We start from the raw sequence: 24,064 nt of genomic DNA, 5'->3' as shown, positions 1-24,064 counted from the left end.
TCCCCTCAGGCCGCGCAGGGACAGGCCGACCAGGCGCCCGGGCACAGCCGCGCCGCCGACGGATGGCAGGTCCTGGCACCGGCCCCCGACGCCCCCTCGACGATCTCGGCCAAGGCCGCGATGAAGCCCGCCGCCGTGCCCACGGTGGGGATACGGTGATAGGCCGGCGCGCCGGCATGGTCCGCGACCTCGCGGTATTCGATGTCGAGCTCGACCAGGGTTTCCGAATGCTCGGACACGAAGGCGATGGGCACCACCACGAGCGGCACCTTGTCGGCGCCCGCGCGCTTGATCTCGTCCTCCGTCGCGGGGCCGATCCATTCCAGCGGCCCGACCCGGCTTTGGTAGCACACCACCGGATCGAAGCCCTCGATGCCGCGCCGGCGCAATTCGCCGATCACCGCCGCCGCCGTCTGCTCCACCTGCCACTGGTAGGGATCGCCCTTGGCGATCACCTTCTTCGGCAGGCCATGGGCAGAAAACAGCACGCGCGGCGTCCCCGTTTCCCTGGCTTTGGCGATCCCTTCGGCGACCAGATCCGCCTGCGCCGCGATGAGCCCCGCCGCCGTCGGATAGCAGCAGGCTGCCCGCGCCTCGCCCGTCACCCCGGCCGCCGCCGCCGCCCGCCGCCAATCCTTGAGGGACGAGCCCGAGGTCGTCGTCGAATACTGCGGATAAAGCGGCAGTTCGACCACCCGGTCCGGCGCGAAGGCCGCCACCGCCCGGGCCGTCTCCCCGCTCATGGGATGCCAATAGCGCATGCAGACGAACACCCTGGTTTCCGGTTTTCCCGGTCCGTTCAACGCCGCCTCCAGCGCCCGCGCCTGGGCCTGGGTTTCTTCCAGCAGCGGCGACTTGCCGCCGATGTTGCCGTAGATGTCGCGCGCGATGGGCGCGCGCCGGCGGCTGATCATCCTGGCGATGAACCAACGAAACGGATTGGGCAGGGAAATGATCGCCGGGTCGTTGAACAGGTTGAACAGGAACGGTTCGACCGCGTCGGGCCCGTCCGGGCCGCCCAGGTTGAACAGCACGACCGCGCGCTTGCCCGCCATGACGACTATTTCCCCACCTTGCCGCGCAGCACGTCCAACACCCGCCCGACATGTTCCGGCGGCGTCTGCGGTAAAATACCATGGCCCAGGTTGAACACGAAGGGATGGCCCTGCATGTCGCGGACGATGCGGTCGACCGCCCGGTCCATCTCCTCGCCGCCGGTAACCAGCAGCTGATTATCCAGATTGCCCTGCAAGACCAGATTGGCCGCAACGTTCTTGCGCGCCCAGGTCAGCGGCACCTGACTGTCCACGGACATCCCGTCGACGCCCGTTTCCGCCGCATAGGCCGCGACCATGGGCCCCGCCCCCCTGGGGAAGCCGATGATCGGCACCGTCGGATGGGCTTCCTTCACCCGTGCCACGATCCGCGCCGTGGGGCCGATGATCCAACGCTTGAACAGGGTCTCGTCGGCGATTCCGGACCAGCTGTCGAACAACTGCAACACCTCGGCCCCGGCCGCGACCTGACGGCACAGATAGGCGACCAGAGCCTCCTCCAACACCGTCATCAGGGCCTGGAAATCCTCCGGCTGGCCGTAGGCCATGCGCTTCAGCTTGCCGCCGTCGACCCCGCCCCGGCCCTCGATCATGTAGAACGCCAGGGTCCAGGGCGCGCCGGCGAACCCGATCAACGCGGTTTCATCCGGCAGCTCGCGGCGCAGGCGCGTCAGGGTTTCGAACACCGGCGCCAGATGATCGAGCACGCCATCCGTCTTCAAGGCCGAAATTCCCGCCCGGTCGGTAATGGGATCGAGCAGCGGGCCGACCCCTTCCTCGAACCGCACGTTCTGGCCCAGCGCGTCGGGGATCACCAGAATGTCGGAAAACAGGATCGCCGCGTCGAAGCCGTAGCGCCGGATCGGCTGCAGCGTCGCCTCCACCGTCAGATCGGGGGTGTAGCAGAAGCCGAGAAAATCCGGCGCCGTCTTGCGCAGCGCCCGGTATTCGGAAAGATAGCGCCCGGCCTGGCGCATGAACCAGACCGGCGGCCGGGCCGGGATATTGCCGTCAAAGGGTTCAAGGAAAGGACGCAAGGGATCGGGTCTCCAAAGGTTCGTTCAAGGGCCTCAAGACCCGTCCGGCACCATAGACGGGTGCCCCACCTATTCAAATAAACAAGTATTTATAAAGATTATTGATGTTGTAGTAGGAGGGTGGAATGACGGGGATCAAATGCGTCAACAGGTTATCCCGATTCCATAACGCGGGGATCGTTCCTGCCGCGTCAGGCTGTGTACAGTCATCGGTAAGGTCCGGGTATCCGGTTGAATCACGGAGATTTTCCAGATCCGCGAAAAACGGGAAAAGCCGGGATGAAACCGGGATGGCGACCGGGTTGTCACCGCTCCCCCGAAGGCTGAATTGTGTTTTACAGCCGCATTTTGCCTGTGTATCCATAAACGGTCAGCGCGTGGGAAACGGGGCTTTGTGAAAAACGCCTTAGTTGTCCACAACCCGTCCCGATTTCATACCGTCCTTGTGCCGGAGTTTTCCCGCCCGTGAAGGAATTCCATCTGCATCTCGTTTCGGACAGCACGGGGGAAACCGTGTCCATGGTCGCGCGCGCCTGCCTGGCGCAGTTCGACAGCGTCCAGGCGCAGGAGCATATGTGGAGCATGGTGCGCTCCCCGGAACAGATCGACCAGCTTCTCGGCGTCGTCCACGATCAGCCGGGCATGGTGCTTTATACCCTGGTGCATGAAGACCTGCGCAAACATCTGGAAGACGGCTGCCGCCGCCTGATGGTGCCGCACATCCATGTCCTCGATCCCGTGCTCAACGCCATGGGCGGTTATTTCAACGCCAAGGTGCGCGGCCGGGCCGGCCGCCAGCATGTCATGGATGCGGAATATTTCGACCGCATCGAAGCCATGCACTTCGCCCTCAGCCATGACGACGGCCAGTCGACCTGGGACCTGGACGATGCCGACGTGGTCCTGGTCGGCGTGTCGCGCACGTCCAAGACGCCGACCAGCGTGTATCTCGCCAACCGGGGCATCAAGACGGCCAACGTGCCGTTCGTGCCCGGCGTGCCCCTGCCCGACGACCTGTACAAGCTGACCCATCCCCTTGTCGTCGGCCTGACCAAGGATCCGCGCCGGCTGGTGGAAATCCGCCGCCAGCGTCTGCGCCTCTTGGATCAGGATGAAAACACCGACTACGTCGATCTCGACATGGTGTCGAAGGAAATCACCGAGGCCCGCCGCGTGTTCTCCAAATACGACTGGCCGGTCATCAACGTGACCCGCAAATCCATCGAGGAAACGGCCGCCAACGTGATCCAGCTGTTGAGCCGCCGCCGCGGGGAAGCCCCCGGCCCCCTGACGTGACGGCAGAACCCGGGACCCGGCTGGTCCTGGCCTCGGGCAGCCGCGTGCGCGCCGACATGCTGCGCGCGGCCGGCCTCGGCATTACCGTCGATCCGGCGGATGTAGATGAACCCGAAATCGAGGCGGATTGCCGCCAAAACGGCATGAGCACGCCCGATGTCGCCCTGGCCTTGGCCGCCGCCAAGGCGTCCCGGGTCGCCGGGCGCCATCCGGGCGCCCTGGTGATCGGCGCCGACCAGATGTTGGATCTGGACGGTGACAGCCTGCGCAAGCCCGATGATCTGGCCGCCGCCGCGCGAACCCTGGAACGCCTCGCGGGCCGCGATCATACCCTGGTGTCGGCCGTCGTCCTGGCGCGGGACGGTCAGGTGATCTGGCGTCATCATGCTTCCGCCCGCCTCACCATGCGGCCCCTCGATGGGGACGCCATCGCGGATTATCTGGACCGCGCCGGCGCGGCGGTTCTGACCTCGGTCGGGGCTTATCAGCTGGAGGGCCTGGGTGCGCAGTTGTTCGAGGGCATCGAAGGCGACTATTTTACCATCCTGGGCCTGCCGCTGTTGGCCCTGCTCGGCGAACTGCGCCGGCGGGGCGAAACAGCGGCGGGGCTTCTCGGCTGACGACGGAACGGACCCAAGACGATGACCATGACCGGGCGGGCGAAACTGGCAGGCGTGATGGGATGGCCCGTAAGCCATTCCCTGTCGCCGGTGCTGCACGGCCATTGGTTGGACGGCCTGGGGATCGACGGCGCCTATGTGCCGCTGGCGGTGGCGCCCGAGAATTTCGCCGAGGTTCTGAGAGCCCTGGCCAAGATGGGTTTTCGCGGCGTCAACGTGACGGTGCCTCATAAGGAAGCCGCCCTCGCCGCCGTCGATGACGCCGACGCCCTGGCGCGGCGCATCGGTGCCGTGAACACGGTGATCGTCGGCGCCGACGGCAAATTGACCGGCACCAACACGGACGGCTTCGGATTCCTGGAAAATCTGAAAGAAGGCGCGCCCGGCTGGAATCCGGCCGCGGGTCCCGCCGTGGTGCTGGGCGCCGGCGGCGCGGCCCGCGCCGTGGTGGTCGCCTTGACCGACGCCGGCGTGCCCGAGATCAAACTGATCAACCGCACCCGCGCGCGCGCCGACCGCATGGCCCAAGACCTGGGCGGCCCGGTCACGGTTCATGACTGGAACGACCGCGCGGCGGTGCTCGCGGCGGCGAACCTTCTGGTCAACACGACGACCCTGGGCATGACGGGCAAGGATCCGCTGGAGATTTCCCTGGACGCCCTGCCGGTGGCGGCGCTGGTCAACGACATCGTCTATGCCCCCCTGGAAACGGGTCTGCTGGCCGCCGCCCGGGCACGCGGCAATCCGGTGGTCGACGGGCTCGGCATGCTGTTGCATCAGGCGCGGCCGGGGTTCGAGGCCTGGTTCGGTCAGGCCCCCCGGGTGACGGCGGACCTGCGCGCCCGCATCCTCGTCCACCTGGGCCAGGGCTGAGCGGGCGGGGGCCGATGTTCATTCTCGGCCTCACCGGCTCCATCGGCATGGGCAAGTCCACGGCGGCGGCGCAGTTGCGGCGTCTGGGCCTGCCGGTCCACGACGCGGACGCCGCGGTGCATGCCCTGATGGGCCCCGGGGGGGCTGCGGTCGCGGCGGTCGGCGCGGCTTTTCCGGGGGTGGTGAAAAACGGCGCCGTGGATCGTCAGGCCCTGGGGGCCAGGGTGCTCGGCGACGACGTGGCGCTCAAACGCCTGGAAGGCATTCTCCACCCCCTGGTCCGGCGCTCGGAAAAACAATTTCTTGCGGCCCGTGCCCGGCGTCGGGTTCCGCTCGTCGTGCTCGACATTCCCCTGCTGTTCGAAACCGGCGGCGACGCGCGCTGCGACGCCGTGCTGGTCGTGCATTGCCGCGACGCCCTGCAGCGCCGCCGCGTGCTGGCCCGCCCCGGCATGACGAAAAAAAAATTCGAGGCGATCCTGGCCCGCCAGGTCCCGGCCCGGGAAAAGGTCTGGCTCGCCGATTTCGCCGTCAACACGGGGATCGGCCGACATGCGGCCTTGATGGATCTCAAACGGATCGTCAAACTGCTGCGCACATGCAAGGGACGGGTCTGGGCTCCCTCCTCTTATTGGTGACCTGAGTTCAAGGAGGCGACCCATGCGGGAAGTGGTGCTGGATACGGAAACGACGGGGCTGGACCCGCTGAACGGTCACCGCATCGTTGAAATCGGCTGCGTCGAGCTGATCAACCACGTCGCCAGCGGGCGGACTTACCATCAATACGTCAATCCCGAACGGGACATGCCGATCGAGGCCTTCAACGTGCATGGCCTGTCGGTGGAATTCCTTGCCGAACATCCCGTGTTCGCCGATATCGCCGACGCCTTTATCGACTTTGTCGGCACGGCGCCCCTGGTGATTCACAACGCGTCCTTCGACATGGGGTTCATCAACGCGGAACTGGCGCGCCTCAAGCGGCCGTCGATTCCCTTGAATCAGGCCGTCGACACGGTCGCCATGGCGCGCAAGAAATTTCCCGGTGCGGGTGCCAGCCTGGATGCGTTGTGCCGGCGGTTCCAGATCGACAACACGCACCGCGACCTGCACGGCGCCTTGTTGGACGCCCGCCTGCTGGCCGAGGTCTATCTGGAATTGATCGGCGGGCGGCAGCCGGATCTGGAACTTGCCGCCGAGGCGGGGACCCAGGGCGTTACCGTGGAACGGGTCGCCCGGCCGCCGCGCGCCCACGCGCCGCTTCCGGAAGAAGAAGCGGCGCATCGGGCCTTTCTGGAAAAGCTGAAAGACCCCGTCTGGGTTGCCTGAATGCGTTGGGCCCGCGGCGAATCAGCGCTTAGGCGCTGCCTTTGACCTGGCTCTGCAGATTGTCGATGTTCTGCTGATAAAGGGCGGCGAAATCGATCAGGCCGAGGACCAGCGGCTGGAATCCGCCGTCACGGCTGATGTCGGCCATGATCGCGCGGGCGAAGGGGAACATCAGACGCGGGCATTCGACGAACAACGCCGCCGCCCGGTGTTGTTCCGGCACGCGCAGGGTGAACAGGCCCGCGTATTTTAATTCCAGGATATAAGTGACCTGACCGGCGATCTTGCTTTCGGCCTTGATGTCGAGAATGACCTCGAACACGTCCTCGGAGATGCCCTCGACCTGCACGTCCAGGTTCAGATTAACCTCGGGCTGGCCCTTGGGTGCCTCGAGAAAAATCTGCGGCGCGCCGGGAATTTCGAAAGACAGGTCCTTAATGTACTGGCCATGGATTACCAGGGGGACCTGGTCGCCTTCTTTGAGGTTGTTGATTGCGGCCGCATCTGTCTCGGGCGTCGTGTCGTCGCTCATGATCGTCTCCGTATTTAAGGCGGATAGCTGGCTACCATGGATCAGGGCCGGGAACAACTACCAAGGCAGCCCGGGCGGAGGTTCCGGTTAGCGGTTTTCGGGTGGTTTGCCGGAGGCCTTTGGGGGGCTGTGGTCGTCAAGGGCCGATGTCTCCGGCGCGACTTCTTCGAAGTCGCCGTCGATGACCGGCCCGCTGCCCGGCCCCCGGCCTTGGCGCGGCCCTGGCCCCGGCGCGGCCCCGGGCCCCATGCTCATGGTCTGGACATGGACGCGGCCGTGGCTCAGGACATAGCGCCCGATGGCCTGGGCGGCGGCGGCGCGAAACGGCGGCACGAACAGCAGAAATCCGAAAAGATCGGTCATGAAGCCGGGCGTCAGCAGCAGCGCCCCGGCCATCAACAGGCAAAGCCCGTCGAACATCTCGGCCACGGGCAGCCGGTCCTGGGCCAGGCTGTCCTGCACCCGGCGCAGGGTGTCGAGCCCCTGATGGCGCAGCAACGCCGTGCCCAGAACCGCCGTCAGAATGACGATGGCCAGGGTCGGCCACAGGCCGATCGCGCCGCCGACCTGCACGAACAGGCCGATCTCGACGATCGGGACAGCGATGAACAGGATCAGGATGAATGGGGCCACGGGTTGTAGTTATCCTGTATTACGACTATCTCAAGGTCCTGGGGCAAAGACTTGGCACATAAGACCCATCGGCGGCTTGAGTTTAGCAGCCGGGGCCGGCGGGGTCGCCCCCCACATGCGGCGCCCGCCCGCCCGCAGCTTTGCTGGACCTGGGCACGGGCGTCCGCTAACCTTGGCGCGCAAAGGGCGCGTTCGAACTTAAACCACGGTGCCGGCGGCGCAGCCAGCCGCCTCGGCGCCAAAGCTCCCATCGTCGGGGGCGAAAACAAAAAGGTCCGAATTCACAAATGGGCGGCGGATTCCAGTTCATCGACATCATTCTCATCGCCATGGTCGCGGCCTTCTTCGTGCTGCGCCTGCGCAGCGTGCTGGGCCGTCGTGACGGCAACGACGGCAGCGGCCACCGCGATCCGTTCAAGCCGGTTCCGCCCGAGGAGGCCGCCGATGGTAAGGTCATCACCCTGCCCGAACGCAAGGTCGACGATTCGCCGCAATCCAAATCCGATCCCGGCGCCTTCGCCGCCGAAGGCACGGTCGACAACGGCCTGGTGCAGATCCGGGTCGCCGATCCCGATTTCGCGCCGGACGAATTCCTCGCCGGTGCGCGCGTCGCCTTCGAGATGATCCTGGACGCCTTCGCCGCCGGGGACGTGAAGACTCTGAAGACCCTGCTGGACCCCGGCGTATTCGCCGATTTCGAGGCGGCGATCCGCGACCGCGAGGAACACGGCCATACGGTCGAGGACACCCTGGTCGGCTTCAAGTCGGCGGACATCGTCGAGGCCTATATGGAAGGCCGCATCGCCAACATCACCATCAAGTTCGTGACCGAACAGGTCAACGTGACCCGCGACGCCGAAGGCCAGGTCGCCGAAGGCAACCCGAACGAGGTCATCACGGTCACCGATTTCTGGACCTTTGCCCGCGACACCAAGGCCCGCGACCCCAACTGGGCTCTGGTCGCGACCCATAGCGCCGACTAGGCAGGCGATGGGGGGCTCACGCGTCCATCGCCGCTCGTCCGTCTGGGCGCTCGCCCTGGCTGTCTTCGCTTCCGGCCTCGTCGCGGGCTGCGGCGCCATTCAGAAGATCGTGCCCGCCAGCGATTATCAGGCCCCGGCCGAAGTCCCGCCGCAACTGATTTTGGAGCCCGCCGAGTTCAAGACCCTGCCCGGCTGGCGCGCGGACGTGTTGTCCGACGCGCTGGCGGCGTTCCTGGCGTCCTGCCCGGCGGTCGCCGCCAAGCCCGCCGATCAGCCGCTCGGATATCTTCCCGAACACGGCACGATGGGCGATCTCGCGAAAATCTGCGCCGAGGCCCGCGGCCTCAACACCAAAAGCACGGCGCAACTGCAATTCTTCATCGAACGCAGCTTCCGTCCCTTCCATGTGCGCGACGGCCAGAAACGGGACGGCAAGTTCACGGGCTACTATGAGCCCCTGCTGCGCGGCAGTTTCCAGCCCACGGCCCGCTATCGCTATCCGGTCTATGCCCGCCCGCGCGACATCGTGGTGGTCGAGCTCGGCATGTTCGACCCGGACCGCAAGGGCGAACAGCTGGCCGGGCGTTTGGCCGACGATCGCCTGCTGCCCTATTTCGACCGCCGCGAAATTCTCGAGGGTGCTTTGCGCGGCCGGCAGCTGGAACTGCTCTGGGTCGACAGCGCGGTCGATCTGTTCTTCCTGCACGTCCAGGGCTCGGGCCGCATCCTTCTGCCTGACGGCAGCCATGTCCGGCTCGCCTTCTCGGGCCGCAACGGCCACCGCTATTCCTCCATCGGCCGCGAACTGGTGGCCCAGGGCGTGATGAAGGTGGAAGACGTGACCATGCCCAGTCTGCGGGCCTGGATGACCGCCAATCCGCTGGCCGCCGAACAATTGATGTTGAAAAACCGCTCCTTCATCTTTTTCCGCGTGGAAAAGGACGAGGTCGTGAAGGGCGCGATGGGCGTGCCGTTGACCGCCGGCCGCTCGCTCGCCGTCGATCCCAAATACGTGCCGCTGGGCCTGCCGCTCTGGCTGGTGACCACGGACCCGCTCGATCCCAAGAACGAAAAACCCCTGACCCGCATGGTCGTCGCCCAGGATACGGGCTCGGCGATCAAGGGTATCGTACGGGGCGATCTGTTCTGGGGCTTCGGGGCCGAGGCCGAGGCCCGGGCCGGGCTGATGAACGAAGGCGGCGTGTACTACCTGCTGCTGCCGCGCAAGTAACCGCCGTTCGGCCTTGTCAATCGGCGGCCAAGCCCGCATTCTGCGGCCATCATGACCGAACATTCCCCCATTCCGGCAAATCCGCCCGCTTCCCCGCATGTCGGCCTGTTCGCGACCTGCCTGGTTGACCTGATGCGGCCCAGCGTCGGCTTCGCCACGGTGAAGCTGCTGGAGGACGCGGGCTGCCGCGTGTCCGTGCCCGAGGCTCAGACCTGCTGCGGCCAGCCGGCCTATAATTCCGGCGACAGCCCGGACGCCCGCGACATCGCGAAGAACGTGATCGCCGTGTTCGAGGGCTTCGATTACGTGGTCGCCCCCTCCGGCTCCTGCGCCGGGATGATTTCCCACCACTATCCCAATCTGTTCAAGGACGACGCGGGATGGAAGGCGCGGGCCGAGGCGCTCGCCGCCAAGACGTTCGAGCTGGTCGCCTTCCTCGCCGACGTCATGCGGGCCGACGTCCGCCCGCCGGACCTGACCGCGACGGCGACCTATCACGACAGCTGCTCGGGCCTGCGCGAACTCGGCATCAAGACGCAGCCGCGCGCCCTGCTGGGCAAGGTCGGCGGCCTGACCCTGGTCGAGGGCGACATCCCGGAAACCTGCTGCGGTTTCGGCGGGCTGTTCTGCGTCAAGTATCCGGACATTTCCGAAAAGATGGTCGACGCCAAGGCCGATGACATCCTGGCCACGGGGGCGGACCTGCTGCTGGCCGGCGACCTGGGCTGCCTGATGAACATGGCCGGGCGGCTGAAGCGCCGGGGGGCGTCCGTTCAGGCCCGCCACATCGCCGAGGTCCTGGCCGGGATGACGGACCGGCCCGCCATCGGCGAAGCGGACGAGGACACGGCCTGATGGAAAGCCAGACCCGCCGCTTCAAGGAAAACGCCCGCGAGGCCATGGCCGACGGCCAGCTGGCCCAGGCCCTGACCCGTCTGGGCGAAGGGTTTCCGCTGCGCCGGGCCGAGGCCGTCGACCGCCTGCCCGAATTCGATCAATTGCGCGACGCCGCCAAGGCGATCAAGGACCATACCCTGGCGCATCTCGATCTTTACCTGGAACAGTACGAATCCCGGGTCAAGGAAGCGGGCGGCCATGTTCATTGGTGCCGCACGGGCCAGGACGCGCGGGAAAAGATTCTCGAGATCTGCCGCAGCGTCGGCGCCAAGACGGTGACCAAATCGAAATCCATGATCGGCGAGGAAATCGCCATCAACGATTTCCTGGAAGAAAACGGCGTGGCGCCGATCGAAACAGACCTCGGCGAATACATCATCCAGCTGCGCAAGGAGCCGCCGTCGCACATCATCGCGCCCGCCGTGCACCTGAACAAAAACCAGGTCGAGGATACCTTCCGCAAGGCGCACACCAACCTGGACCCGGCGCGCAACCTGGACGACCCGAAATCCCTTCTGGAAGAAGCGCGCAACGAGCTGCGCGAAAAATTCCTGGGCGCCGACGTCGGCCTGACCGGGGCCAACTTCCTGATCGCCGAAACGGGGACCAACGTGCTGGTCACCAACGAAGGCAACGCGGACCTGACCTATTCCCTGCCCCGCGTGCACATCGTCATCGCCAGCCTGGAAAAGGTCATCCCGACGTTGGAGGACACGGCGACGGTGCTGCGCGTGCTGGCGCGCTCCGGCACGGGCCAGGACATCACCGTCTACACCACCTTCTGCACGGGGCCGAAGCGGCCGGCCGATCTCGACGGGCCCGACGAATACCACGTCATCCTTTTGGACAACGGGCGGACCGAGCTGGTCGGCACGGAGTTCCAGGAAATGCTCCGCTGCATCCGCTGCGGATCCTGCCTCAACCACTGCCCCGTCTATCACGCCATCGGCGGCCATGCCTACGGCTGGGTCTATTCCGGGCCCATGGGCGCGGTGCTGATTCCGGGCCTGATCGGCATCCACGAAGCGGGCGACCTGCCCAATGCCTCGACCCTGTGCGGCAAGTGCGAGACCGTCTGTCCCATGCGCATCCCCCTGCCCCGGATGCTGCGCGCCTGGCGCGAACGGCAGTTCAAGCGCAAGGGCAATTCGGCGGCGGCGCGCTGGTCGCTCGGGCTCTGGGCGGCGCTCGCCAAGCGGCCGACGCTCTACCGCGCCGTGACCGGGCCGGTGATGACGGCGCTGGCGATCCTGGGCCGCAAGCGCGGGCGCTTCACATGGCTGCCGCTGGCCGGCGGCTGGACCGGGCCCCGCGACCTGCCCGCCCCCCAGGGCGACAGCTTCATCGCGCAATATCACAAGGGCCCGGTCGGGGCCGTGGTCGGCGCCGCCGCGGCGCGGAGCAAGCCATGAGCGGGCGCGAACAGATCCTGGGCGACCTGCGGGCGGCCCTCACCCAATCCAACGACGGGGCGCGCCGCGCCGCCGTCGCCCAGCGCCTGATGGCCAAGGCCCGCCATGTCATCCCGGCCCGGGGCCAGGATTCCGGCCCCGCCGCCACCGACCGCTTCCAGGCCGAGGCCGAACGGGTTCAGGCCACGGTCGCCCGCGTGACGTCCCTCGACGACCTGCCCGCCGCCGTCGCCGATTACCTGGCGGCGCAGAACCTGCCCGCTTCCGTGCGCATGACGCCGGACCCGCGCCTCCGGGCCGCCCCCTGGGACAAGACCGCGATCACCATCGCCGAAGGTCCGGCCCAGGGCGAGGACACGGCCGGCGTCAGCCACGCCTTCGGCGCCGTCGCGGAAACGGGATCGCTGGTGTTTCTCTCAGGCCCCGAAAGCCCGACCACGGTCAACTTCCTGCCGCCGGTGCATATCGCCGTGCTGCGCGCGTCCGACATTTCCGGCTGTTTCGAGGACATCTGGTCGCGCCTTCGCGCCGACCGCCAGAACGCCGAGGGGGCGGGCCGATTCATGCCGCGCACGGTCAACTGGATCACCGGCCCGTCGCGCACGGCGGATATCGAGCTCACCCTGTTCCTCGGTATCCATGGGCCCAAGCATCTGCACATCGTGATTGTGGACGATGGGGACGATGGCGGACAAACGGGCTAAGGGCACGGACGCCGCCTCGGAAGACGACGCCCTGTGGGCGCGGGTCACCCGCGACGTCAAACCCCTTCCCGTCCGCGAAGCCCGCATCGATCATCCGGTCCCCGCCCCGGGCGAGGCCCCGCCGCCGAAGGCCCGGCCCGCGCCGCGCAGCTACCGCACGACCGCCCTTCCCGAACCGCCGCCGCTCACCCCCGCCGCCGCCCGCGAACTCCGCCATGGCGCCGCCCCCGGGCTCGACCGCCGCACCCAGACCAACATGCGGCGCGGCAAGATGGCGGTCGAGGCGCGCCTCGACCTGCACGGCATGACGCAATCGGTCGCCCATGTTGAGCTGATCGGTTTCATCACCCGCGCCTATGGTCAGGGCAAGCGCTGCGTGCTGGTCATCACCGGCAAGGGGACGCGCGACACGGGCGAAATCGGCGTCCTGCGCCAGGCCGTGCCCGGCTGGCTCAACGCGCCGCCGCTGAAAGGGCTGATCCACGCCTTTGATCACGCCGCCCGCCCGCACGGGGGCCAGGGCGCGCTTTACATTCTGCTCAAACGCAACAAGGGGGCCCAATGACACCCTTCGGCCAGAAGGTGCGCCGCCTGCGCAAGGTGCACAAGATCACGCTGAAGCAGTTCGCCCAGGAAATGGGCGTGTCCTCGGCCTATTTCTCGGCGCTTGAACACGGCTACCGCGGCCGCCCCGGCCCGGGCCTGGTGCAGCAGATCGCGGGTTACTTCAATCTGGGCATGGAGGAAACGGACGAGCTCAAGCGCATGGCGGCGCTCTCCCATCCCCGCATCACCGTCGACACGGCGGGCCTCAACCCCAAGGCGACGGAACTGGCCAACCTGCTGGCCGAACTGATCCACGAACTGGACGAAGACACCATCGACTGGATCATCGCCGAAATCCGCGGCCGCCGCGCCGCGCGCACGCGGGGCGGGCCGACGCATTGATTTAGCCCCTCAAGCGCCGGGCGGGCGCGTCCGCGCCCTTGGCTCGCTGCGCTTACGCTCCGCGGGGCCTCAACGGCCCAGTTGAAGAAAATTGATTACAGGATGAACTTCGACAGATCCGCGTTCTTCGCCAGCGGGGCGACCTGCTCGTTCACATAGGCGGCGTCGATGGTCACCGTTTCGCCGGAGCGGTCGGAGGCCGTGTAGCTGATCTCCTCGACCAGCTTTTCCAGGACCGTGTGCAGGCGCCGGGCGCCGATGTTCTCGACGCCCTCGTTGATGTCCACGGCGAGGCCGGCGACGGCGTCGACGGCGTCGTCGGTGAACACCAGGTCCAGGTCTTCCGTCTTCATCAGGGCGACGTACTGTTTCAGCAAGGACGCCTCCGTCTCCGTCAGGATGCGTTTGAAGTCGTCCTTGGTGAGGGCGCGCAGGTTGACGCGGATGGGCAGGCGGCCTTGCAGTTCCGGCAGCATGTCCGACGGCTTGGACACGTGGAACGCGCCCGAGGCGATGAACAGGATGTGGTCCGTGTTGACGGGGCCGTGCTTGGTCGCGACGGTGGTGCCCTCGATCAGCGGCAAGAGGTCGCGCTGCACGCCCTCGCGGCTGACGTCGCCGCCCTTCACGTCGGATCGTTGGGAGATCTTGTCGATTTCATCCAGGAACACGATGCCGTTGTTTTCCACCGCATGAATGGCGTCCTTCACCACCCGGTCGCTGTCGAGCAGCTTGTCGCCTTCCTCGGCCAACAGCACGACGTAGCTGTCTTCGACCGTCATGCGCCGGGGCTTCTGCTGCTGGCCGAAGGCCTTGCCCAGCATGTCGTTCAGGTTGAGCATGCCCATCTGCGCCCCCGGCATGCCGGGGATGTCGAAGGTCGGCATGCCCATGCCGGCACCATCGGATACGGTGATCTCGATCTCGCGGTCGTTGAGTTCGTTGTTGCGCAGTTTGCGGCGGAAGGTTTCGCGGGTTTCCTTGGAGGCGTTGTCGCCGACCAGGGCGTCGAGCACCCGTTCCTCCGCCCGCGCCTCGGCCTTTGATTGAACCTGCTTGCGCAGGCGCTCGCGGGTCATGTGGATGGCGGTCTCGACCAGGTCGCGGATGATCTGCTCCACATCGCGGCCGACATAGCCGACTTCCGTGAACTTGGTCGCCTCGACCTTGATGAAGGGCGCCTGGGCCAGCTTGGCCAGCCTGCGCGCGATCTCGGTCTTGCCGACGCCGGTCGGCCCGATCATCAGGATGTTCTTGGGCAGGACCTCTTCGCGCAGGTCGTCGTCCAACTGCTGCCGCCGCCAGCGGTTGCGCAGCGCGATGGCGACCGCGCGCTTGGCGTCCTTCTGGCCGATGATGTGGCGGTCCAGTTCGGAGACGATTTCGCGCGGGGTGAAGCTCGAGGTGCCGGCGCCCAGGGTGTCGTCCAGGCTGCGGGGGGCGGTTTTCTGTTCGGCGGGCTCGGTCATAGGGCCTCGATGGTCAGGTTGGAATTGGTGTAGACGCAGATGCCGGCGGCGACGCCCATGGCCTTTTCGGCGATGGCGCGGGCGTCCAGGCCGTCCTGGTCGATCAGCGCCCGGGCGGCGGCGAGCGCGTAATTGCCGCCCGAGCCGATGCCGATCAGGCCGTCCTCGGGCTCGAGCACGTCGCCGGTGCCGGTCAGGACCAGCGAGACCTCCTTGTCGGCCACGGCCATCATGGCCTCCAGCCGCCTGAGGTAGCGGTCCGTGCGCCAGTCCTTGGCGAGCTCGACGCAGGCCCGGGTCAGCTGCGTGGGGTATTGCTCGAGCTTGGCTTCCAGGCGCTCGAACAGGGTGAAGGCATCGGCCGTGGCGCCGGCGAAGCCGCCGATCACGTTGCCGTCGCCCAACCGGCGGACCTTGCGCGCGTTGGCCTTGATGACCGTGTCGCCGAGCGACACCTGGCCGTCGCCGGCCAGAACCACGTCGTCCCCCTTGCGCACGCAAAGGATGGTGGTGCCGTGCCAAAGAGGGGTGTCGCTTGCCATGGGGTCGTTCCTTGGGATGCCGTTGTGCCGGGGACGGGAAAGCCCGGATGATAGGGAACCATGTGGTCCGGTCAACGGTGCATATCAAGGCGAGGGCCGGGGGTGTTCCCCGCGCCGCCCATCGCCGCCGGGCCCGGGCGTACTATTTTTTTGGTAAAAAAGGGTCCGCCTGATAAAAGACCGCATCCGAATTCATAAAAGGGTCAAGGCCATGCGCACGGCCAGCGTCGAACGCAACACCAAGGAAACGCGGATCAAGGTCAGCGTCAACCTGGACGGCACGGGGGAATATTCCGTGGCGACCGGGATCGGCTTCCTCGACCACATGCTGGAACAGCTGTCGCGCCATTCGCTCATGGACCTGACGGTCGAGGCCCAGGGCGACACCCATATCGATTTCCACCACACCACCGAGGACACGGGCATCGCCATCGGCGAAGCCGTGAACAAGGCGCTGGGCGACCGCCGCGGCATCACGCGCTACGGCTCGGCGCTGGTGCCCATGGACGAAACCCTGTCGCGCATCGCGATCGATCTTTCGAACCGGCCCTACCTGATCTGGCGGGTGGACTTTTCCAAGCCCAAGCTGGGCGACATGGACACGGAGCTGTTCAAGGAATGGTTCCAGGCCTTCGCGCAGGCGGCGGGGGCGACCCTGCACGTGGAAAACCTGTACGGCGAGAACAACCACCATATCGTCGAGTCCTGCTACAAGGGCCTGGCGCGGAGCCTGCGCGACGCCGCCACCATCGACCCGCGCAAGGCCGACGCCGTGCCCTCGACCAAGGGAACCCTGGGCGGCTCGCTCTAGGCCGCCGCGTCTCCGCCCGCCCCGGGCGACCGACTTCTAACGAGCACCTGTACCCATGCGCGTCTTCACCGTTCACCTTCGCCGCCACGGCCTGGACCCGGACCGGGACGTCCGTCTGGTCAAGGAGGGCTTCAACTGGCCGGCCTTCCTGTTCTCGTTCCTCTGGGCGTTGTGGCACCGCATGTGGTGGACGGCGCTCGGCCTGTTCGTGATCATCACGGGCGCCGGCCTGACGGTCGAGGTTCTGCTGCCTGATCCCATGGCCGGCACGGCGGTGATGCTGGCGCTATATGCCGCCGTCGGCTTCGTCGCCAACGACCTGCGCCGCCGCCATCTGGCGGCCCAGGGCTTCGCCGAAAGCGGCCCCGTCTGCGGCCGGGACCGGGACGACGCCCTCTACCGTTTCCTCGACGCCGATCCGGCGCTGGCCCGCGATCTCGCGGCGGCGCGGGCTTAAGGGCGGGAGCGGCCGGTCATGACCATCGCCCTCATCGATTACGGTTCCGGCAACCTGCGTTCCGCCGCCAAGGCGGTCGAGCGGGTGGTGCGCGAACTCGGCCGGTCGGACGCCGTCGTCGTGACCGCCGATCCGGACGCGGTCGCCCGGGCCGACCGCGTGGTGCTGCCCGGCGTCGGCGCCTTCGCCGACTGCCGCGCCGGCATCGCCGCCATCGACGGCATGATGGACGCCCTGAACGAGGCGGTGATCACCCGCGCCCAGCCCTTTCTCGGCATCTGCGTCGGCATGCAGCTGATGGCGACCACGGGATATGAATTCGGCGAAACCCCCGGGTTCGGCTGGATTCCCGGGGCCGTGCGGGCGCTCGATCCCGCCGACAAGACCCTGAAAATTCCGCACATGGGCTGGAACGAGCTGTTCTGGGTCGGCTACCGGGAGCACCCCGTGCTCAAGGACCTGGCCAACGGTCAGCACGCCTATTTCGTCCATTCCTATCAAATGCTGCCGGAAATCTCGGAACATCTGCTCGCCGTGACCGATTACGGCGGTCCGGTGACCGCCGCCGTGGGCCGCGACAATCTGGTCGGCACCCAGTTTCACCCTGAGAAAAGCCAGGCTGTGGGACTCAAGCTTATCGAAAACTTCTTAAAGTGGGCGCCATGATCTTCTTCCCCGCCATTGACCTCAAGGACGGCAACTGCGTGCGCCTGTATCAGGGCGACATGGACCGGGCGACGGTGTTTTCCGACGATCCGGCGGCCCAGGCCCGCGCGTTCCAGGACGCCGGATGTGAATGGGTTCATTTGGTTGATCTTAATGGCGCATTCGAAGGCAGGCCGGTGAACGGTGGCGCGGTGAACGGCATTCTTGACGCCCTGGACATCCCCGTGCAGCTGGGCGGCGGCATCCGCACCATGGCGACGATCGACGATTGGCTGGCCCGCGGCGTGAAACGCGTGATCCTCGGCACCGTGGCGCTGACCGACCCGGATTTGGTCAAGGCCGCCTGCAAGGCCCATCCGGGCCGCGTCGCCGTCGGCATCGACGCGCGGGACGGTCTGGTCGCCGTCGAAGGCTGGGCGGAAGTCTCCGAACTGACGGCGCTGGACCTCGCCAAGCGGTTCGAGGACGCGGGCGTGGCCGCCATCATCTTCACCGACATCGGCCGCGACGGCGTCATGCAGGGCCCCAACCTGCGGGCGACGCTCGACCTTGCCCGCGCCGTCTCGATCCCGGTCATCGCGTCGGGCGGCGTGTCGTCCATGGCCGATCTGGAAGACCTGAAGGCCCAGGGCGGCGGCCTGCTGGAGGGCGTGATCTCGGGCCGCGCCGTCTACGACGGCAAGATCGACCTGCCCGCCGCCGTGAAACTTCTGAAGGACGCGGCCTGATGCTCAAAGCCCGGGTCATTCCCTGTCTCGACGTCAACGAAGGCCGCGTCGTCAAGGGCGTCAACTTCGTCGACCTGGTCGACGCCGGCGACCCCGTGGAACAGGCCCGCATCTACGACGCCGCCGGGGCCGACGAACTCTGCTTTCTCGACATCACCGCCAGCCACGAAAACCGCGACACCATCTTCGACGTGGTGGCGCGCACCGCGGAACAATGCTTCATGCCGCTGACCGTGGGCGGCGGCGTGCGCACCACGGAGGATATCCGCAAGCTTTTGCTGGCCGGGGCCGACAAGGTCTCGATCAACACCGCCGCCGTGCACAACCCGGACTTCGTGCGCGAGGCCTCGGAAAAGTTCGGCGCGCAATGCATCGTCGTCGCCGTCGACGCCAAGCGGGTCGACGCCGTGACGCGGGAGCCCGCACCCGACGGCACCCGGTTCGAGATCTTCACCCACGGCGGGCGCAAGGCCACGGGCATCGAATGCATTTCCTGGGCGGAAAAGATGGCGGACTTCGGCGCGGGCGAAATCCTGCTGACCTCCATGGACCGGGACGGCACCAAGAACGGCTTCGACCTGGCCCTCACCCGGGCCGTCGCCGACGCGGTGCCCGTGCCGGTGATCGCGTCGGGCGGGGTCGGCACCCTCGACCATCTGGTCGACGGCATCACCCAGGGCCATGCCTCGGCCGTGCTCGCCGCCTCGATCTTTCACTTCGGCACCTATTCCATTCAACAGGCCAAGGCGCATATGCTGGCGGCCGGTGCCCCGGTGCGCATGGACGAAACCGCCGCCTGATATTTTTTGAGTTAGGACCCTGGCCATGACCCATATCCTGGACGCCCTGTTCGCGACCATCGAAAGCCGGAAGGGCGGCGACCCGGCGTCGAGCTATACGGCCAAGCTGTTCGCCGGCGGCACGCCGCTGATCGCGCGTAAGATCGGCGAGGAAGCGGTCGAGACCGCCGTCGCCGCCCTGACCGAGGACAAGGCATCGGTGGCCAAGGAAAGTGCCGACGTGCTCTATCATCTGCTCGCCCTTTGGGCGCAGCTGGGTCTCGACCCCGCCGACGTCTGGGCCGAGTTGGAACGCCGAACGGGGCAGTCGGGGATCGCGGAAAAAGCAAGCCGCCCGAAGTAAGGGCAGGAGAATTCAGATGGCTTACGACGAGAACAACATCTTCGCGCGCATCATCCGGGGTGAAATCCCCTGTTCGACCGTCTACGAGGACGACCATGTCCTGGCCTTCAAGGACATCCAGCCGCAGCGCCGGGTCCATGTCCTGATCATTCCCAAGGGCCATTACGTGGACATGACGGATTTTTCCGAGAACGCCAGCGACGCGGAAATCCTCGCCTATGCCCGGGCCATCAAGAAGGTCGCCGACAAGCTGGGCGTGACCGAAGACGGCTACCGGCTGATCGCCAACACCGGCGCGAACGGCCATCAGGATGTGCCCCACCTGCATCTCCACATCGTCGGCGGCGAACCCGTCGGCCCGATGCTCAAGCGCCCCTGACCGCGCCCCGGCCGGATCGCATAATGGTATGAACCACATACCGTTTTCCTGTTCTCTTCGCGAAATCCCAATGACATACTTCTGTATGAATTCAGCGACCATGAATAACCGGGGGATTATGCATGGACACGGATTTCGACTTCGATATGCGGCTGGACGACAACGGCGTGCTGATTTTCCGGTTCAGCGGCGTCTTTGATGTCGACAAATGGGCCGAGCGGCACCGCGCCGCCACGGCGCGCCTCTTTCCGCATGGCCGCGATCCCATGGTGCCGGCCGTCGCGGATCTGCGTCGTTTCATTCCGCCGCAGGGTGAATGGAACAAGATCGCCAAGCTTGTGTTCAGCCGAATGGAAACCCTGGGCGAAACGCGGCAGCGCTGCGCCTTGATCACCGGCGGCAATCCCGGCGTGGAAATCGCCTGCCGCTTCTACATCATGTCCAGGAACATCGTGTTTCGCCGCAAGGGCGAAACCCGCAACTTCTGGGATTTCGACGAAGGCTACGCCTGGGCCGCCGCCTGCCTGACCGGCCCCGTCCCCACCATGATCCATTGACGGCCCCGGCCCTGGCCGCATCCCGGGTCAGCGGCCGCCGCCCCGCCCCGGTATCAGGCGGCGGAACGACAACGCCTCGGCCACGTGCAGCCGGGTCACGCCGCCGGCCTGGTCCATGTCGGCCAGGGTGCGTGCCACGCGCAGCACCCGGTGATAGCCCCGGGCGCTGAGACCCAGGCGCGCCGCCGCGTCCACCAGCAGTTTGCGTCCCGCGTCGTCCGGTTTGGCGACCTTGTCCAGCAACTCCCCATCGGCCTGGGCGTTGGTGCGCACGCCCTGGTCGCGGACGTCCCTGTAGCGGTCGGCCTGGATTTGCCGCGCGGCGGCGACCCGGGCGGCGACCTCGGCGGTGCCCTCGGCCGGCGGCGGCAGGTCGAGGTCCAGGGGGCTGACGGCGGGCACGTCCAGATGAATGTCGATACGGTCGAACAGGGGGCCGGATATGCGGCCCTGGTAATCCTCGGCGCAGCGCGGCGCCTTGGAACAGGCCTGCGCCGGGTCGCCCAGATAACCGCAACGGCAGGGGTTCATGGCGGCGACCATCTGGAACCGCGCCGGATAGGTCACATGCGCGTTGGCCCTGGCCACGGCGGCGCGCCCGGTTTCGAGCGGCTGGCGCAGGCTTTCCAGGGCGGCGCGCTGGAATTCCGGCAGTTCGTCCAAAAACAGCACACCCTGATGGGCGAGGGAGACCTCGCCCGGCCGCGCCCGCAGGCCGCCGCCGACCAGGGCCGGCAGCGACGCCGAATGATGCGGGTCACGGAACGGTCTTTGTCTGGAGAGCCCGCCGCCGGTCAACGCCCCGGCCAGGCTCTGGACCATGGAAACTTCGAGGATCTCTTCCGGCTCAAGCGGCGGCAACAGGCCGGGCAGGCGCTGCGCCAACATGGATTTCCCGGCCCCCGGCGGGCCGACCATCAACAGGTTATGGCCGCCGCTGGCGGCGATCTCCAACCCCCGCTTGGCCGTTTCCTGGCCCTTGATGTCGGCCAGATCAGGATAGCGGGCATCGCCGCCGGCCTCGGGCCGGGCGGGCGGGGACAACACCTGCGTGCCCTTGAAGTGGTTGACGAGGGCCAAAAGGCTGGGGGCCGCGAGAATGTCAGAGCCCCCAGCCCAGGCCGCCTCGCCGCCCTGCCGGGCCGGGCAGATCAAGCCCAGGTCCCGGGCGTTGGCATGCACGGCGGCGGGCAGCACGCCGGCGACCGGGGCCAGCGCGCCGTCGAGCGCCAATTCCCCCAGCGCCAGATAGCGCGCCATGTCGTCCGCCGGCAGCACGTCCATGGCGGTCAAGAGGGCAAGCGCGATAGGCAGGTCGAAGTGGCTGCCTTCCTTGGCCAGATCGGCGGGGGCCAGATTGACGGTGATGCGCTTGGGCGGCAGGGCTAGGCCCATGGCGTGGAGGGCGGCGCGCACCCGTTCCCGGCTTTCCGCCACGGCCTTGTCCGCCAGGCCGACCACGGAAAACGCGGGCAAGCCGCCGGTCATCTGAACCTGGACGTCTACGTCCAGCACGTCGATGCCTTGAAAGGCGGCGGTGGCGATGCGTGCGACCACCGTATTCTCCTTTCCGGCGGCTGATCCTAATACGCGCAATTGTAGGGCCGATAATATCCTTTGCCTAGTATTCCGGCGTGGCGTGGGCCACCGCCGACCGGGATTGCGTTCGGCCTCCGTCCGCGGTCGATCGGCGGATGATCTGGATCAATTCATTTGTCCGGGACGTCGCCTAGTTTATCCCCACAGTTCTTGGGGACATTGCAACCGCACCAAACGATAGACGAGGATTTCCCATATCATGCGATCCCTCACCACGGGCGTTCTGACGCTCGCCCTTGCGGCGGCGAGCGCCGCGCCGGCTCTTGCCGCGGAACCCGGCGACATCCTCATGCGCCTGCGCGGCATCGGCTTCATGACCGACACCAGCGGCACCACCGACGCTTTCGGCGGTCAGGCCAGCACCTCCAACGACTACGTGCCGGAACTGGATTTCTCCTATTTCTTCACCAAGCACATTTCGGCCGAATTGATCCTGGCGACCACGAAGCACCGGGTGAAGGTCAAGGATTCGACCGCGGGCGACCTTAACCTGGGAACGGTCCGCGCCCTGCCGCCGGTGCTCACGCTGCAATATCACTTCAATCCGGACGGCCGGTGGAATCCCTATGTCGGCGCGGGCATCAACTACACGATCACCTTCGCGGACAAGAAGGGGCCCAGCGTCAACAAGGTCTCGTACAGCGACGAATTCGGCTACGCCTTTCAGGCCGGTATCGATTACAAACTGAACGACAAATGGTCGCTGAACTTCGATCTCAAGAAGGTCTTCGTATCGACCGACATCGTCGCCAACAGCGGCGGGGTCAACGCCAAGGGCACGGACCTCGACCCCTGGGTCGTGGGCATCGGCTTCGGCTACACCTTCTGACCGGGGCGTCGGCCCCTGACCGCGGCGTTCCCGGGGCCGGACGGTTTGTCCAGGTCCCGGGGCCGCACGAAGCGGTCCAGCGTGCCGGTCCCTTCGCCGACCTGGGTCCAGCTGTCCCGCGCGAAGCGGATTTCGGCGAGAGCACCTGTCGGATACTTTTCCGCCAGACGCGCCAGCGCCTTGGCCTTGCCGGTCCCGGCCAGACGATGGGCCAGGTCCTCGATCTCCGGGTTATGGCCGATCAGCAGCAGGCGGGCACAGTCGTCGGGCACGCGGCGGACGGCCGCCAACAGCGCCGCCGACGAGACGGCGTAAAGTCCCTTGCTGAAGCGCACGGGAACCTCGCGGCCCAGTTCCGCCGCGACCAGATCCCAGGTTTCCTGGGCGCGCCGTGCGGTGGAGCACAGCACCAGATCGGGGATCAGATCCTCATCCTTGAGGTAACGGCCCATGCGGGGCGCGGCATCGCGTCCGCGGGGGGCCAGCGGCCGGTCGATGTCGTCACGTCCCGGCTCGGCCCAGTCGGATTTGGTGTGGCGCAGCAGAAGAAGTGTTTTCACGATGCTATTTGCGCTTCGCCGGGGCGGCTTTCTTCAGGTTGCGGTCCCACAGGGCGAACAGCTTGTCCCAGGCGGCCTCCGCCGGCACCGGCGCATAGACCAGGCGTTCGGCGAACTGAAAGCCGTGCTGGGTGCCCTTGGGCTGCACCACCGCCGCCTTCGCGCCGGTCTTCTTGATCGCCTTCTTCACCGCCTCGACCGTGGCCTGCGGCACGTGGGCGTCGGTCTCGGCGAAGATGAACAGCAATTCGCCCTGGACCCGATCCAGCAGCAGATGGGGCGAATCCTCGGCGGCGGTGACGATGCCGACCCCGTACATGCTGGCCGCCGCCTTGATGCGCGTCGGGAAGCGCCCGGCGACGGTCACCACATAACGCCCGCTCATGCAATACCCGACGCAGCCGACCGGCCCGGCGGCGACGTCGGCCTGGGCGTCGAGGAAGGCCAGGATGCCCGCGGTGTCGTCGGTCACGTCGGCGTTGGTCAGGGAATTCATGGCCTCCCGCCAGACGTTCGTCATGGCCTCCGTGCGCCGGGTGTTGTCGAGGCGCAGCGTGCCGAGCCGGTAGTACATGTCCGGCAGGATGCAGTAATAGCCCGCTTTCGCGATGCGGCGCGCCATGTTGCAGAGTTCCTCGCGAAAGCCCGGCGCGTCCATGTAGAAGATGATCGCCGGAAACGGCCCGCCCGCGTCGGGCCGGGCGACGAAGGACGGCATGCGCCCGTACTTGGTCGGCACCTCGACCATTCCTTCAATCAGCGCCATGTCGATTCTCC

The 24,064-nt window shown here is 66.8% G+C and carries 30 protein-coding genes; 21 read left to right on the top strand and 9 right to left on the bottom strand.

Annotation, left to right across the window (positions count from 1 at the left end; translation table 11 throughout):
- Positions 1 to 5 precede the first annotated feature (5 nt).
- Both hemH and hemE read right to left on the bottom strand, forming a co-directional pair.
- Positions 6 to 1,055, bottom strand: coding sequence for a ferrochelatase (gene hemH / locus RJ527_07450; GenBank protein ID WND77567.1), 1,050 nt, complete (start codon positions 1,053 to 1,055; stop codon positions 6 to 8).
- A gap of 5 nt (positions 1,056 to 1,060) precedes the next feature.
- On the bottom strand, positions 1,061 to 2,032 hold the full coding sequence (gene hemE, locus RJ527_07445) for a uroporphyrinogen decarboxylase (GenBank protein WND78036.1): 972 nt from the start codon (positions 2,030 to 2,032) through the stop codon (positions 1,061 to 1,063).
- Positions 2,033 to 2,557: 525 nt separating this feature from the next.
- On the opposite strand from hemE, the gene RJ527_07440 reads away from it, so the two are divergent.
- From RJ527_07440 to dnaQ, 5 genes are read left to right on the top strand one after another with little or no spacing between them, the layout of a single operon-like run.
- Positions 2,558 to 3,388 carry a pyruvate, water dikinase regulatory protein gene (locus RJ527_07440; protein ID WND77566.1) on the top strand — a complete coding sequence of 277 codons (831 nt, stop codon included), beginning with the start codon at positions 2,558 to 2,560 and terminating at the stop codon, positions 3,386 to 3,388.
- Positions 3,385 to 4,008 (top strand): Maf family protein, encoded by a 624-nt coding sequence (locus RJ527_07435; protein WND77565.1) that lies wholly within the window; start codon positions 3,385 to 3,387, stop codon positions 4,006 to 4,008. Before RJ527_07440 ends, RJ527_07435 begins: the two co-directional genes overlap by 4 nt.
- 21 nt (positions 4,009 to 4,029) lie before the next feature.
- Complete coding sequence (locus RJ527_07430; protein WND77564.1) at positions 4,030 to 4,881, top strand: shikimate dehydrogenase; 852 nt, start codon at positions 4,030 to 4,032, stop codon at positions 4,879 to 4,881.
- A gap of 14 nt (positions 4,882 to 4,895) precedes the next feature.
- Positions 4,896 to 5,519 carry a dephospho-CoA kinase gene (gene coaE, locus RJ527_07425; protein ID WND77563.1) on the top strand — a complete coding sequence of 208 codons (624 nt, stop codon included), beginning with the start codon at positions 4,896 to 4,898 and terminating at the stop codon, positions 5,517 to 5,519.
- A gap of 22 nt (positions 5,520 to 5,541) precedes the next feature.
- Entirely contained in the window at positions 5,542 to 6,207 is a 666-nt protein-coding gene (dnaQ, locus tag RJ527_07420) for a DNA polymerase III subunit epsilon (protein WND77562.1), read from the top strand.
- Positions 6,208 to 6,235: 28 nt separating this feature from the next.
- On the opposite strand, the gene secB is transcribed toward dnaQ, so the two are convergent.
- Positions 6,236 to 6,739, bottom strand: coding sequence for a protein-export chaperone SecB (secB, locus tag RJ527_07415; GenBank protein WND77561.1), 504 nt, complete (start codon positions 6,737 to 6,739; stop codon positions 6,236 to 6,238).
- A gap of 87 nt (positions 6,740 to 6,826) precedes the next feature.
- The gene (locus RJ527_07410) at positions 6,827 to 7,372 is read right to left on the bottom strand and encodes an FxsA family protein (GenBank protein ID WND77560.1); all 546 of its coding nucleotides are present in this window, start codon (positions 7,370 to 7,372) and stop codon (positions 6,827 to 6,829) included.
- A 287-nt stretch (positions 7,373 to 7,659) separates the two neighbouring features.
- Here RJ527_07410 and RJ527_07405 point away from each other — a divergent pair, with 287 nt between their 5' ends.
- The 7 genes from RJ527_07405 to RJ527_07375 are packed head-to-tail and all read left to right on the top strand — an operon-like array spanning position 7,660 to position 13,547.
- Positions 7,660 to 8,355, top strand: a complete 696-nt coding sequence (locus tag RJ527_07405) for a Tim44/TimA family putative adaptor protein (GenBank protein ID WND77559.1) — start codon at positions 7,660 to 7,662, stop codon at positions 8,353 to 8,355.
- A gap of 7 nt (positions 8,356 to 8,362) precedes the next feature.
- Positions 8,363 to 9,586: an MltA domain-containing protein gene (locus RJ527_07400; protein ID WND77558.1), complete on the top strand. Its 1,224-nt coding sequence runs from the start codon at positions 8,363 to 8,365 to the stop codon at positions 9,584 to 9,586.
- A gap of 51 nt (positions 9,587 to 9,637) precedes the next feature.
- Positions 9,638 to 10,441, top strand: a complete 804-nt coding sequence (locus RJ527_07395; protein WND77557.1) for a (Fe-S)-binding protein — start codon at positions 9,638 to 9,640, stop codon at positions 10,439 to 10,441.
- Entirely contained in the window at positions 10,441 to 11,895 is a 1,455-nt protein-coding gene (locus RJ527_07390) for a LutB/LldF family L-lactate oxidation iron-sulfur protein (GenBank protein ID WND77556.1), read from the top strand. Before RJ527_07395 ends, RJ527_07390 begins: the two co-directional genes overlap by 1 nt.
- Positions 11,892 to 12,599 (top strand): lactate utilization protein, encoded by a 708-nt coding sequence (locus RJ527_07385; GenBank protein ID WND77555.1) that lies wholly within the window; start codon positions 11,892 to 11,894, stop codon positions 12,597 to 12,599. Before RJ527_07390 ends, RJ527_07385 begins: the two co-directional genes overlap by 4 nt.
- Positions 12,580 to 13,164 (top strand): Smr/MutS family protein, encoded by a 585-nt coding sequence (locus RJ527_07380; GenBank protein WND77554.1) that lies wholly within the window; start codon positions 12,580 to 12,582, stop codon positions 13,162 to 13,164. The genes RJ527_07385 and RJ527_07380 overlap by 20 nt, the downstream gene beginning before the upstream one ends.
- Positions 13,161 to 13,547 (top strand): helix-turn-helix transcriptional regulator, encoded by a 387-nt coding sequence (locus tag RJ527_07375; GenBank protein ID WND77553.1) that lies wholly within the window; start codon positions 13,161 to 13,163, stop codon positions 13,545 to 13,547. The genes RJ527_07380 and RJ527_07375 overlap by 4 nt, the downstream gene beginning before the upstream one ends.
- Positions 13,548 to 13,642: 95 nt before the next feature.
- Here RJ527_07375 and hslU read toward each other — a convergent pair whose 3' ends face one another.
- On the bottom strand, positions 13,643 to 15,016 hold the full coding sequence (gene hslU / locus RJ527_07370; GenBank protein ID WND77552.1) for an ATP-dependent protease ATPase subunit HslU: 1,374 nt from the start codon (positions 15,014 to 15,016) through the stop codon (positions 13,643 to 13,645).
- On the bottom strand, positions 15,013 to 15,558 hold the full coding sequence (gene hslV / locus RJ527_07365; protein WND77551.1) for an ATP-dependent protease subunit HslV: 546 nt from the start codon (positions 15,556 to 15,558) through the stop codon (positions 15,013 to 15,015). The genes hslU and hslV overlap by 4 nt, the downstream gene beginning before the upstream one ends.
- 211 nt (positions 15,559 to 15,769) lie before the next feature.
- Between hslV and hisB the strand changes: the two genes are divergently transcribed.
- The 8 genes from hisB to RJ527_07325 all read left to right on the top strand — a co-directional run bounded on the left by hisB (position 15,770) and on the right by RJ527_07325 (position 20,299).
- Positions 15,770 to 16,369 (top strand): imidazoleglycerol-phosphate dehydratase HisB, encoded by a 600-nt coding sequence (hisB, locus tag RJ527_07360; protein WND77550.1) that lies wholly within the window; start codon positions 15,770 to 15,772, stop codon positions 16,367 to 16,369.
- 55 nt (positions 16,370 to 16,424) lie between these two features.
- A complete protein-coding gene (locus RJ527_07355) occupies positions 16,425 to 16,826 on the top strand; it encodes a DUF2628 domain-containing protein (GenBank protein ID WND77549.1) in 402 nt (133 codons plus the stop codon).
- 18 nt (positions 16,827 to 16,844) lie between these two features.
- On the top strand, positions 16,845 to 17,492 hold the full coding sequence (gene hisH, locus RJ527_07350; protein ID WND77548.1) for an imidazole glycerol phosphate synthase subunit HisH: 648 nt from the start codon (positions 16,845 to 16,847) through the stop codon (positions 17,490 to 17,492).
- Positions 17,489 to 18,220 (top strand): 1-(5-phosphoribosyl)-5-[(5-phosphoribosylamino)methylideneamino]imidazole-4-carboxamide isomerase, encoded by a 732-nt coding sequence (gene hisA / locus RJ527_07345; GenBank protein WND77547.1) that lies wholly within the window; start codon positions 17,489 to 17,491, stop codon positions 18,218 to 18,220. Before hisH ends, hisA begins: the two co-directional genes overlap by 4 nt.
- Positions 18,220 to 19,020 (top strand): imidazole glycerol phosphate synthase subunit HisF, encoded by an 801-nt coding sequence (gene hisF / locus RJ527_07340; GenBank protein ID WND77546.1) that lies wholly within the window; start codon positions 18,220 to 18,222, stop codon positions 19,018 to 19,020. Before hisA ends, hisF begins: the two co-directional genes overlap by 1 nt.
- 19 nt (positions 19,021 to 19,039) lie before the next feature.
- Positions 19,040 to 19,363, top strand: coding sequence for a phosphoribosyl-ATP diphosphatase (locus RJ527_07335; protein WND78035.1), 324 nt, complete (start codon positions 19,040 to 19,042; stop codon positions 19,361 to 19,363).
- A gap of 16 nt (positions 19,364 to 19,379) precedes the next feature.
- Positions 19,380 to 19,742 carry a histidine triad nucleotide-binding protein gene (locus RJ527_07330; GenBank protein WND77545.1) on the top strand — a complete coding sequence of 121 codons (363 nt, stop codon included), beginning with the start codon at positions 19,380 to 19,382 and terminating at the stop codon, positions 19,740 to 19,742.
- Between the two features lie 122 nt (positions 19,743 to 19,864).
- Positions 19,865 to 20,299, top strand: coding sequence for a hypothetical protein (locus tag RJ527_07325; GenBank protein ID WND77544.1), 435 nt, complete (start codon positions 19,865 to 19,867; stop codon positions 20,297 to 20,299).
- A 27-nt stretch (positions 20,300 to 20,326) separates the two neighbouring features.
- Here RJ527_07325 and RJ527_07320 read toward each other — a convergent pair whose 3' ends face one another.
- Positions 20,327 to 21,856 (bottom strand): YifB family Mg chelatase-like AAA ATPase, encoded by a 1,530-nt coding sequence (locus RJ527_07320; protein ID WND77543.1) that lies wholly within the window; start codon positions 21,854 to 21,856, stop codon positions 20,327 to 20,329.
- A 241-nt stretch (positions 21,857 to 22,097) separates the two neighbouring features.
- Between RJ527_07320 and RJ527_07315 the strand changes: the two genes are divergently transcribed.
- Positions 22,098 to 22,727 (top strand): OmpW family outer membrane protein, encoded by a 630-nt coding sequence (locus RJ527_07315; protein WND77542.1) that lies wholly within the window; start codon positions 22,098 to 22,100, stop codon positions 22,725 to 22,727.
- Here the strand turns inward: RJ527_07315 and RJ527_07310 are convergent.
- Together RJ527_07310 and RJ527_07305 are read right to left on the bottom strand one after the other, a co-directional pair.
- A complete protein-coding gene (locus RJ527_07310; protein ID WND77541.1) occupies positions 22,715 to 23,287 on the bottom strand; it encodes a histidine phosphatase family protein in 573 nt (190 codons plus the stop codon). The genes RJ527_07315 and RJ527_07310 overlap by 13 nt on opposite strands.
- 4 nt (positions 23,288 to 23,291) lie before the next feature.
- Positions 23,292 to 24,053, bottom strand: a complete 762-nt coding sequence (locus RJ527_07305; GenBank protein WND77540.1) for a dienelactone hydrolase family protein — start codon at positions 24,051 to 24,053, stop codon at positions 23,292 to 23,294.
- Positions 24,054 to 24,064 lie beyond the last annotated feature (11 nt).

Source organism: Thalassospiraceae bacterium LMO-SO8, from assembly GCA_031655335.1.
Lineage (GTDB): Bacteria > Pseudomonadota > Alphaproteobacteria > Rhodospirillales > Casp-alpha2 > UBA1479.
This window is presented reverse-complemented; position numbering and strand designations above follow the sequence as displayed.

Excerpts from the sequence above, each read along its gene's own strand:
- hslU (WND77552.1), bottom strand. The coding sequence starts at position 15,016 with ATGACCGAGCCCGCCGAACAGAAAACCGCCCCCCGCAGCCTGGACGAC.
- RJ527_07305 (WND77540.1), bottom strand. The coding sequence starts at position 24,053 with ATGGCGCTGATTGAAGGAATGGTCGAGGTGCCGACCAAGTACGGGCGC.
- hisH (WND77548.1), top strand. The coding sequence starts at position 16,845 with ATGACCATCGCCCTCATCGATTACGGTTCCGGCAACCTGCGTTCCGCC.
- hisF (WND77546.1), top strand. The coding sequence starts at position 18,220 with ATGCTCAAAGCCCGGGTCATTCCCTGTCTCGACGTCAACGAAGGCCGC.
- hemE (WND78036.1), bottom strand. The coding sequence starts at position 2,032 with ATGCGCCAGGCCGGGCGCTATCTTTCCGAATACCGGGCGCTGCGCAAG.
- hslV (WND77551.1), bottom strand. The coding sequence starts at position 15,558 with ATGGCAAGCGACACCCCTCTTTGGCACGGCACCACCATCCTTTGCGTG.
- coaE (WND77563.1), top strand. The coding sequence starts at position 4,896 with ATGTTCATTCTCGGCCTCACCGGCTCCATCGGCATGGGCAAGTCCACG.
- RJ527_07390 (WND77556.1), top strand. The coding sequence starts at position 10,441 with ATGGAAAGCCAGACCCGCCGCTTCAAGGAAAACGCCCGCGAGGCCATG.
- RJ527_07315 (WND77542.1), top strand. The coding sequence starts at position 22,098 with ATGCGATCCCTCACCACGGGCGTTCTGACGCTCGCCCTTGCGGCGGCG.
- RJ527_07430 (WND77564.1), top strand. The coding sequence starts at position 4,030 with ATGACCATGACCGGGCGGGCGAAACTGGCAGGCGTGATGGGATGGCCC.
- RJ527_07355 (WND77549.1), top strand. The coding sequence starts at position 16,425 with ATGCGCGTCTTCACCGTTCACCTTCGCCGCCACGGCCTGGACCCGGAC.
- RJ527_07395 (WND77557.1), top strand. The coding sequence starts at position 9,638 with ATGACCGAACATTCCCCCATTCCGGCAAATCCGCCCGCTTCCCCGCAT.
- RJ527_07330 (WND77545.1), top strand. The coding sequence starts at position 19,380 with ATGGCTTACGACGAGAACAACATCTTCGCGCGCATCATCCGGGGTGAA.
- RJ527_07400 (WND77558.1), top strand. The coding sequence starts at position 8,363 with ATGGGGGGCTCACGCGTCCATCGCCGCTCGTCCGTCTGGGCGCTCGCC.
- RJ527_07375 (WND77553.1), top strand. The coding sequence starts at position 13,161 with ATGACACCCTTCGGCCAGAAGGTGCGCCGCCTGCGCAAGGTGCACAAG.
- RJ527_07325 (WND77544.1), top strand. The coding sequence starts at position 19,865 with ATGGACACGGATTTCGACTTCGATATGCGGCTGGACGACAACGGCGTG.
- hisA (WND77547.1), top strand. The coding sequence starts at position 17,489 with ATGATCTTCTTCCCCGCCATTGACCTCAAGGACGGCAACTGCGTGCGC.
- dnaQ (WND77562.1), top strand. The coding sequence starts at position 5,542 with ATGCGGGAAGTGGTGCTGGATACGGAAACGACGGGGCTGGACCCGCTG.
- RJ527_07380 (WND77554.1), top strand. The coding sequence starts at position 12,580 with ATGGCGGACAAACGGGCTAAGGGCACGGACGCCGCCTCGGAAGACGAC.
- hemH (WND77567.1), bottom strand. The coding sequence starts at position 1,055 with ATGGCGGGCAAGCGCGCGGTCGTGCTGTTCAACCTGGGCGGCCCGGAC.
- hisB (WND77550.1), top strand. The coding sequence starts at position 15,770 with ATGCGCACGGCCAGCGTCGAACGCAACACCAAGGAAACGCGGATCAAG.
- secB (WND77561.1), bottom strand. The coding sequence starts at position 6,739 with ATGAGCGACGACACGACGCCCGAGACAGATGCGGCCGCAATCAACAAC.
- RJ527_07405 (WND77559.1), top strand. The coding sequence starts at position 7,660 with ATGGGCGGCGGATTCCAGTTCATCGACATCATTCTCATCGCCATGGTC.
- RJ527_07385 (WND77555.1), top strand. The coding sequence starts at position 11,892 with ATGAGCGGGCGCGAACAGATCCTGGGCGACCTGCGGGCGGCCCTCACC.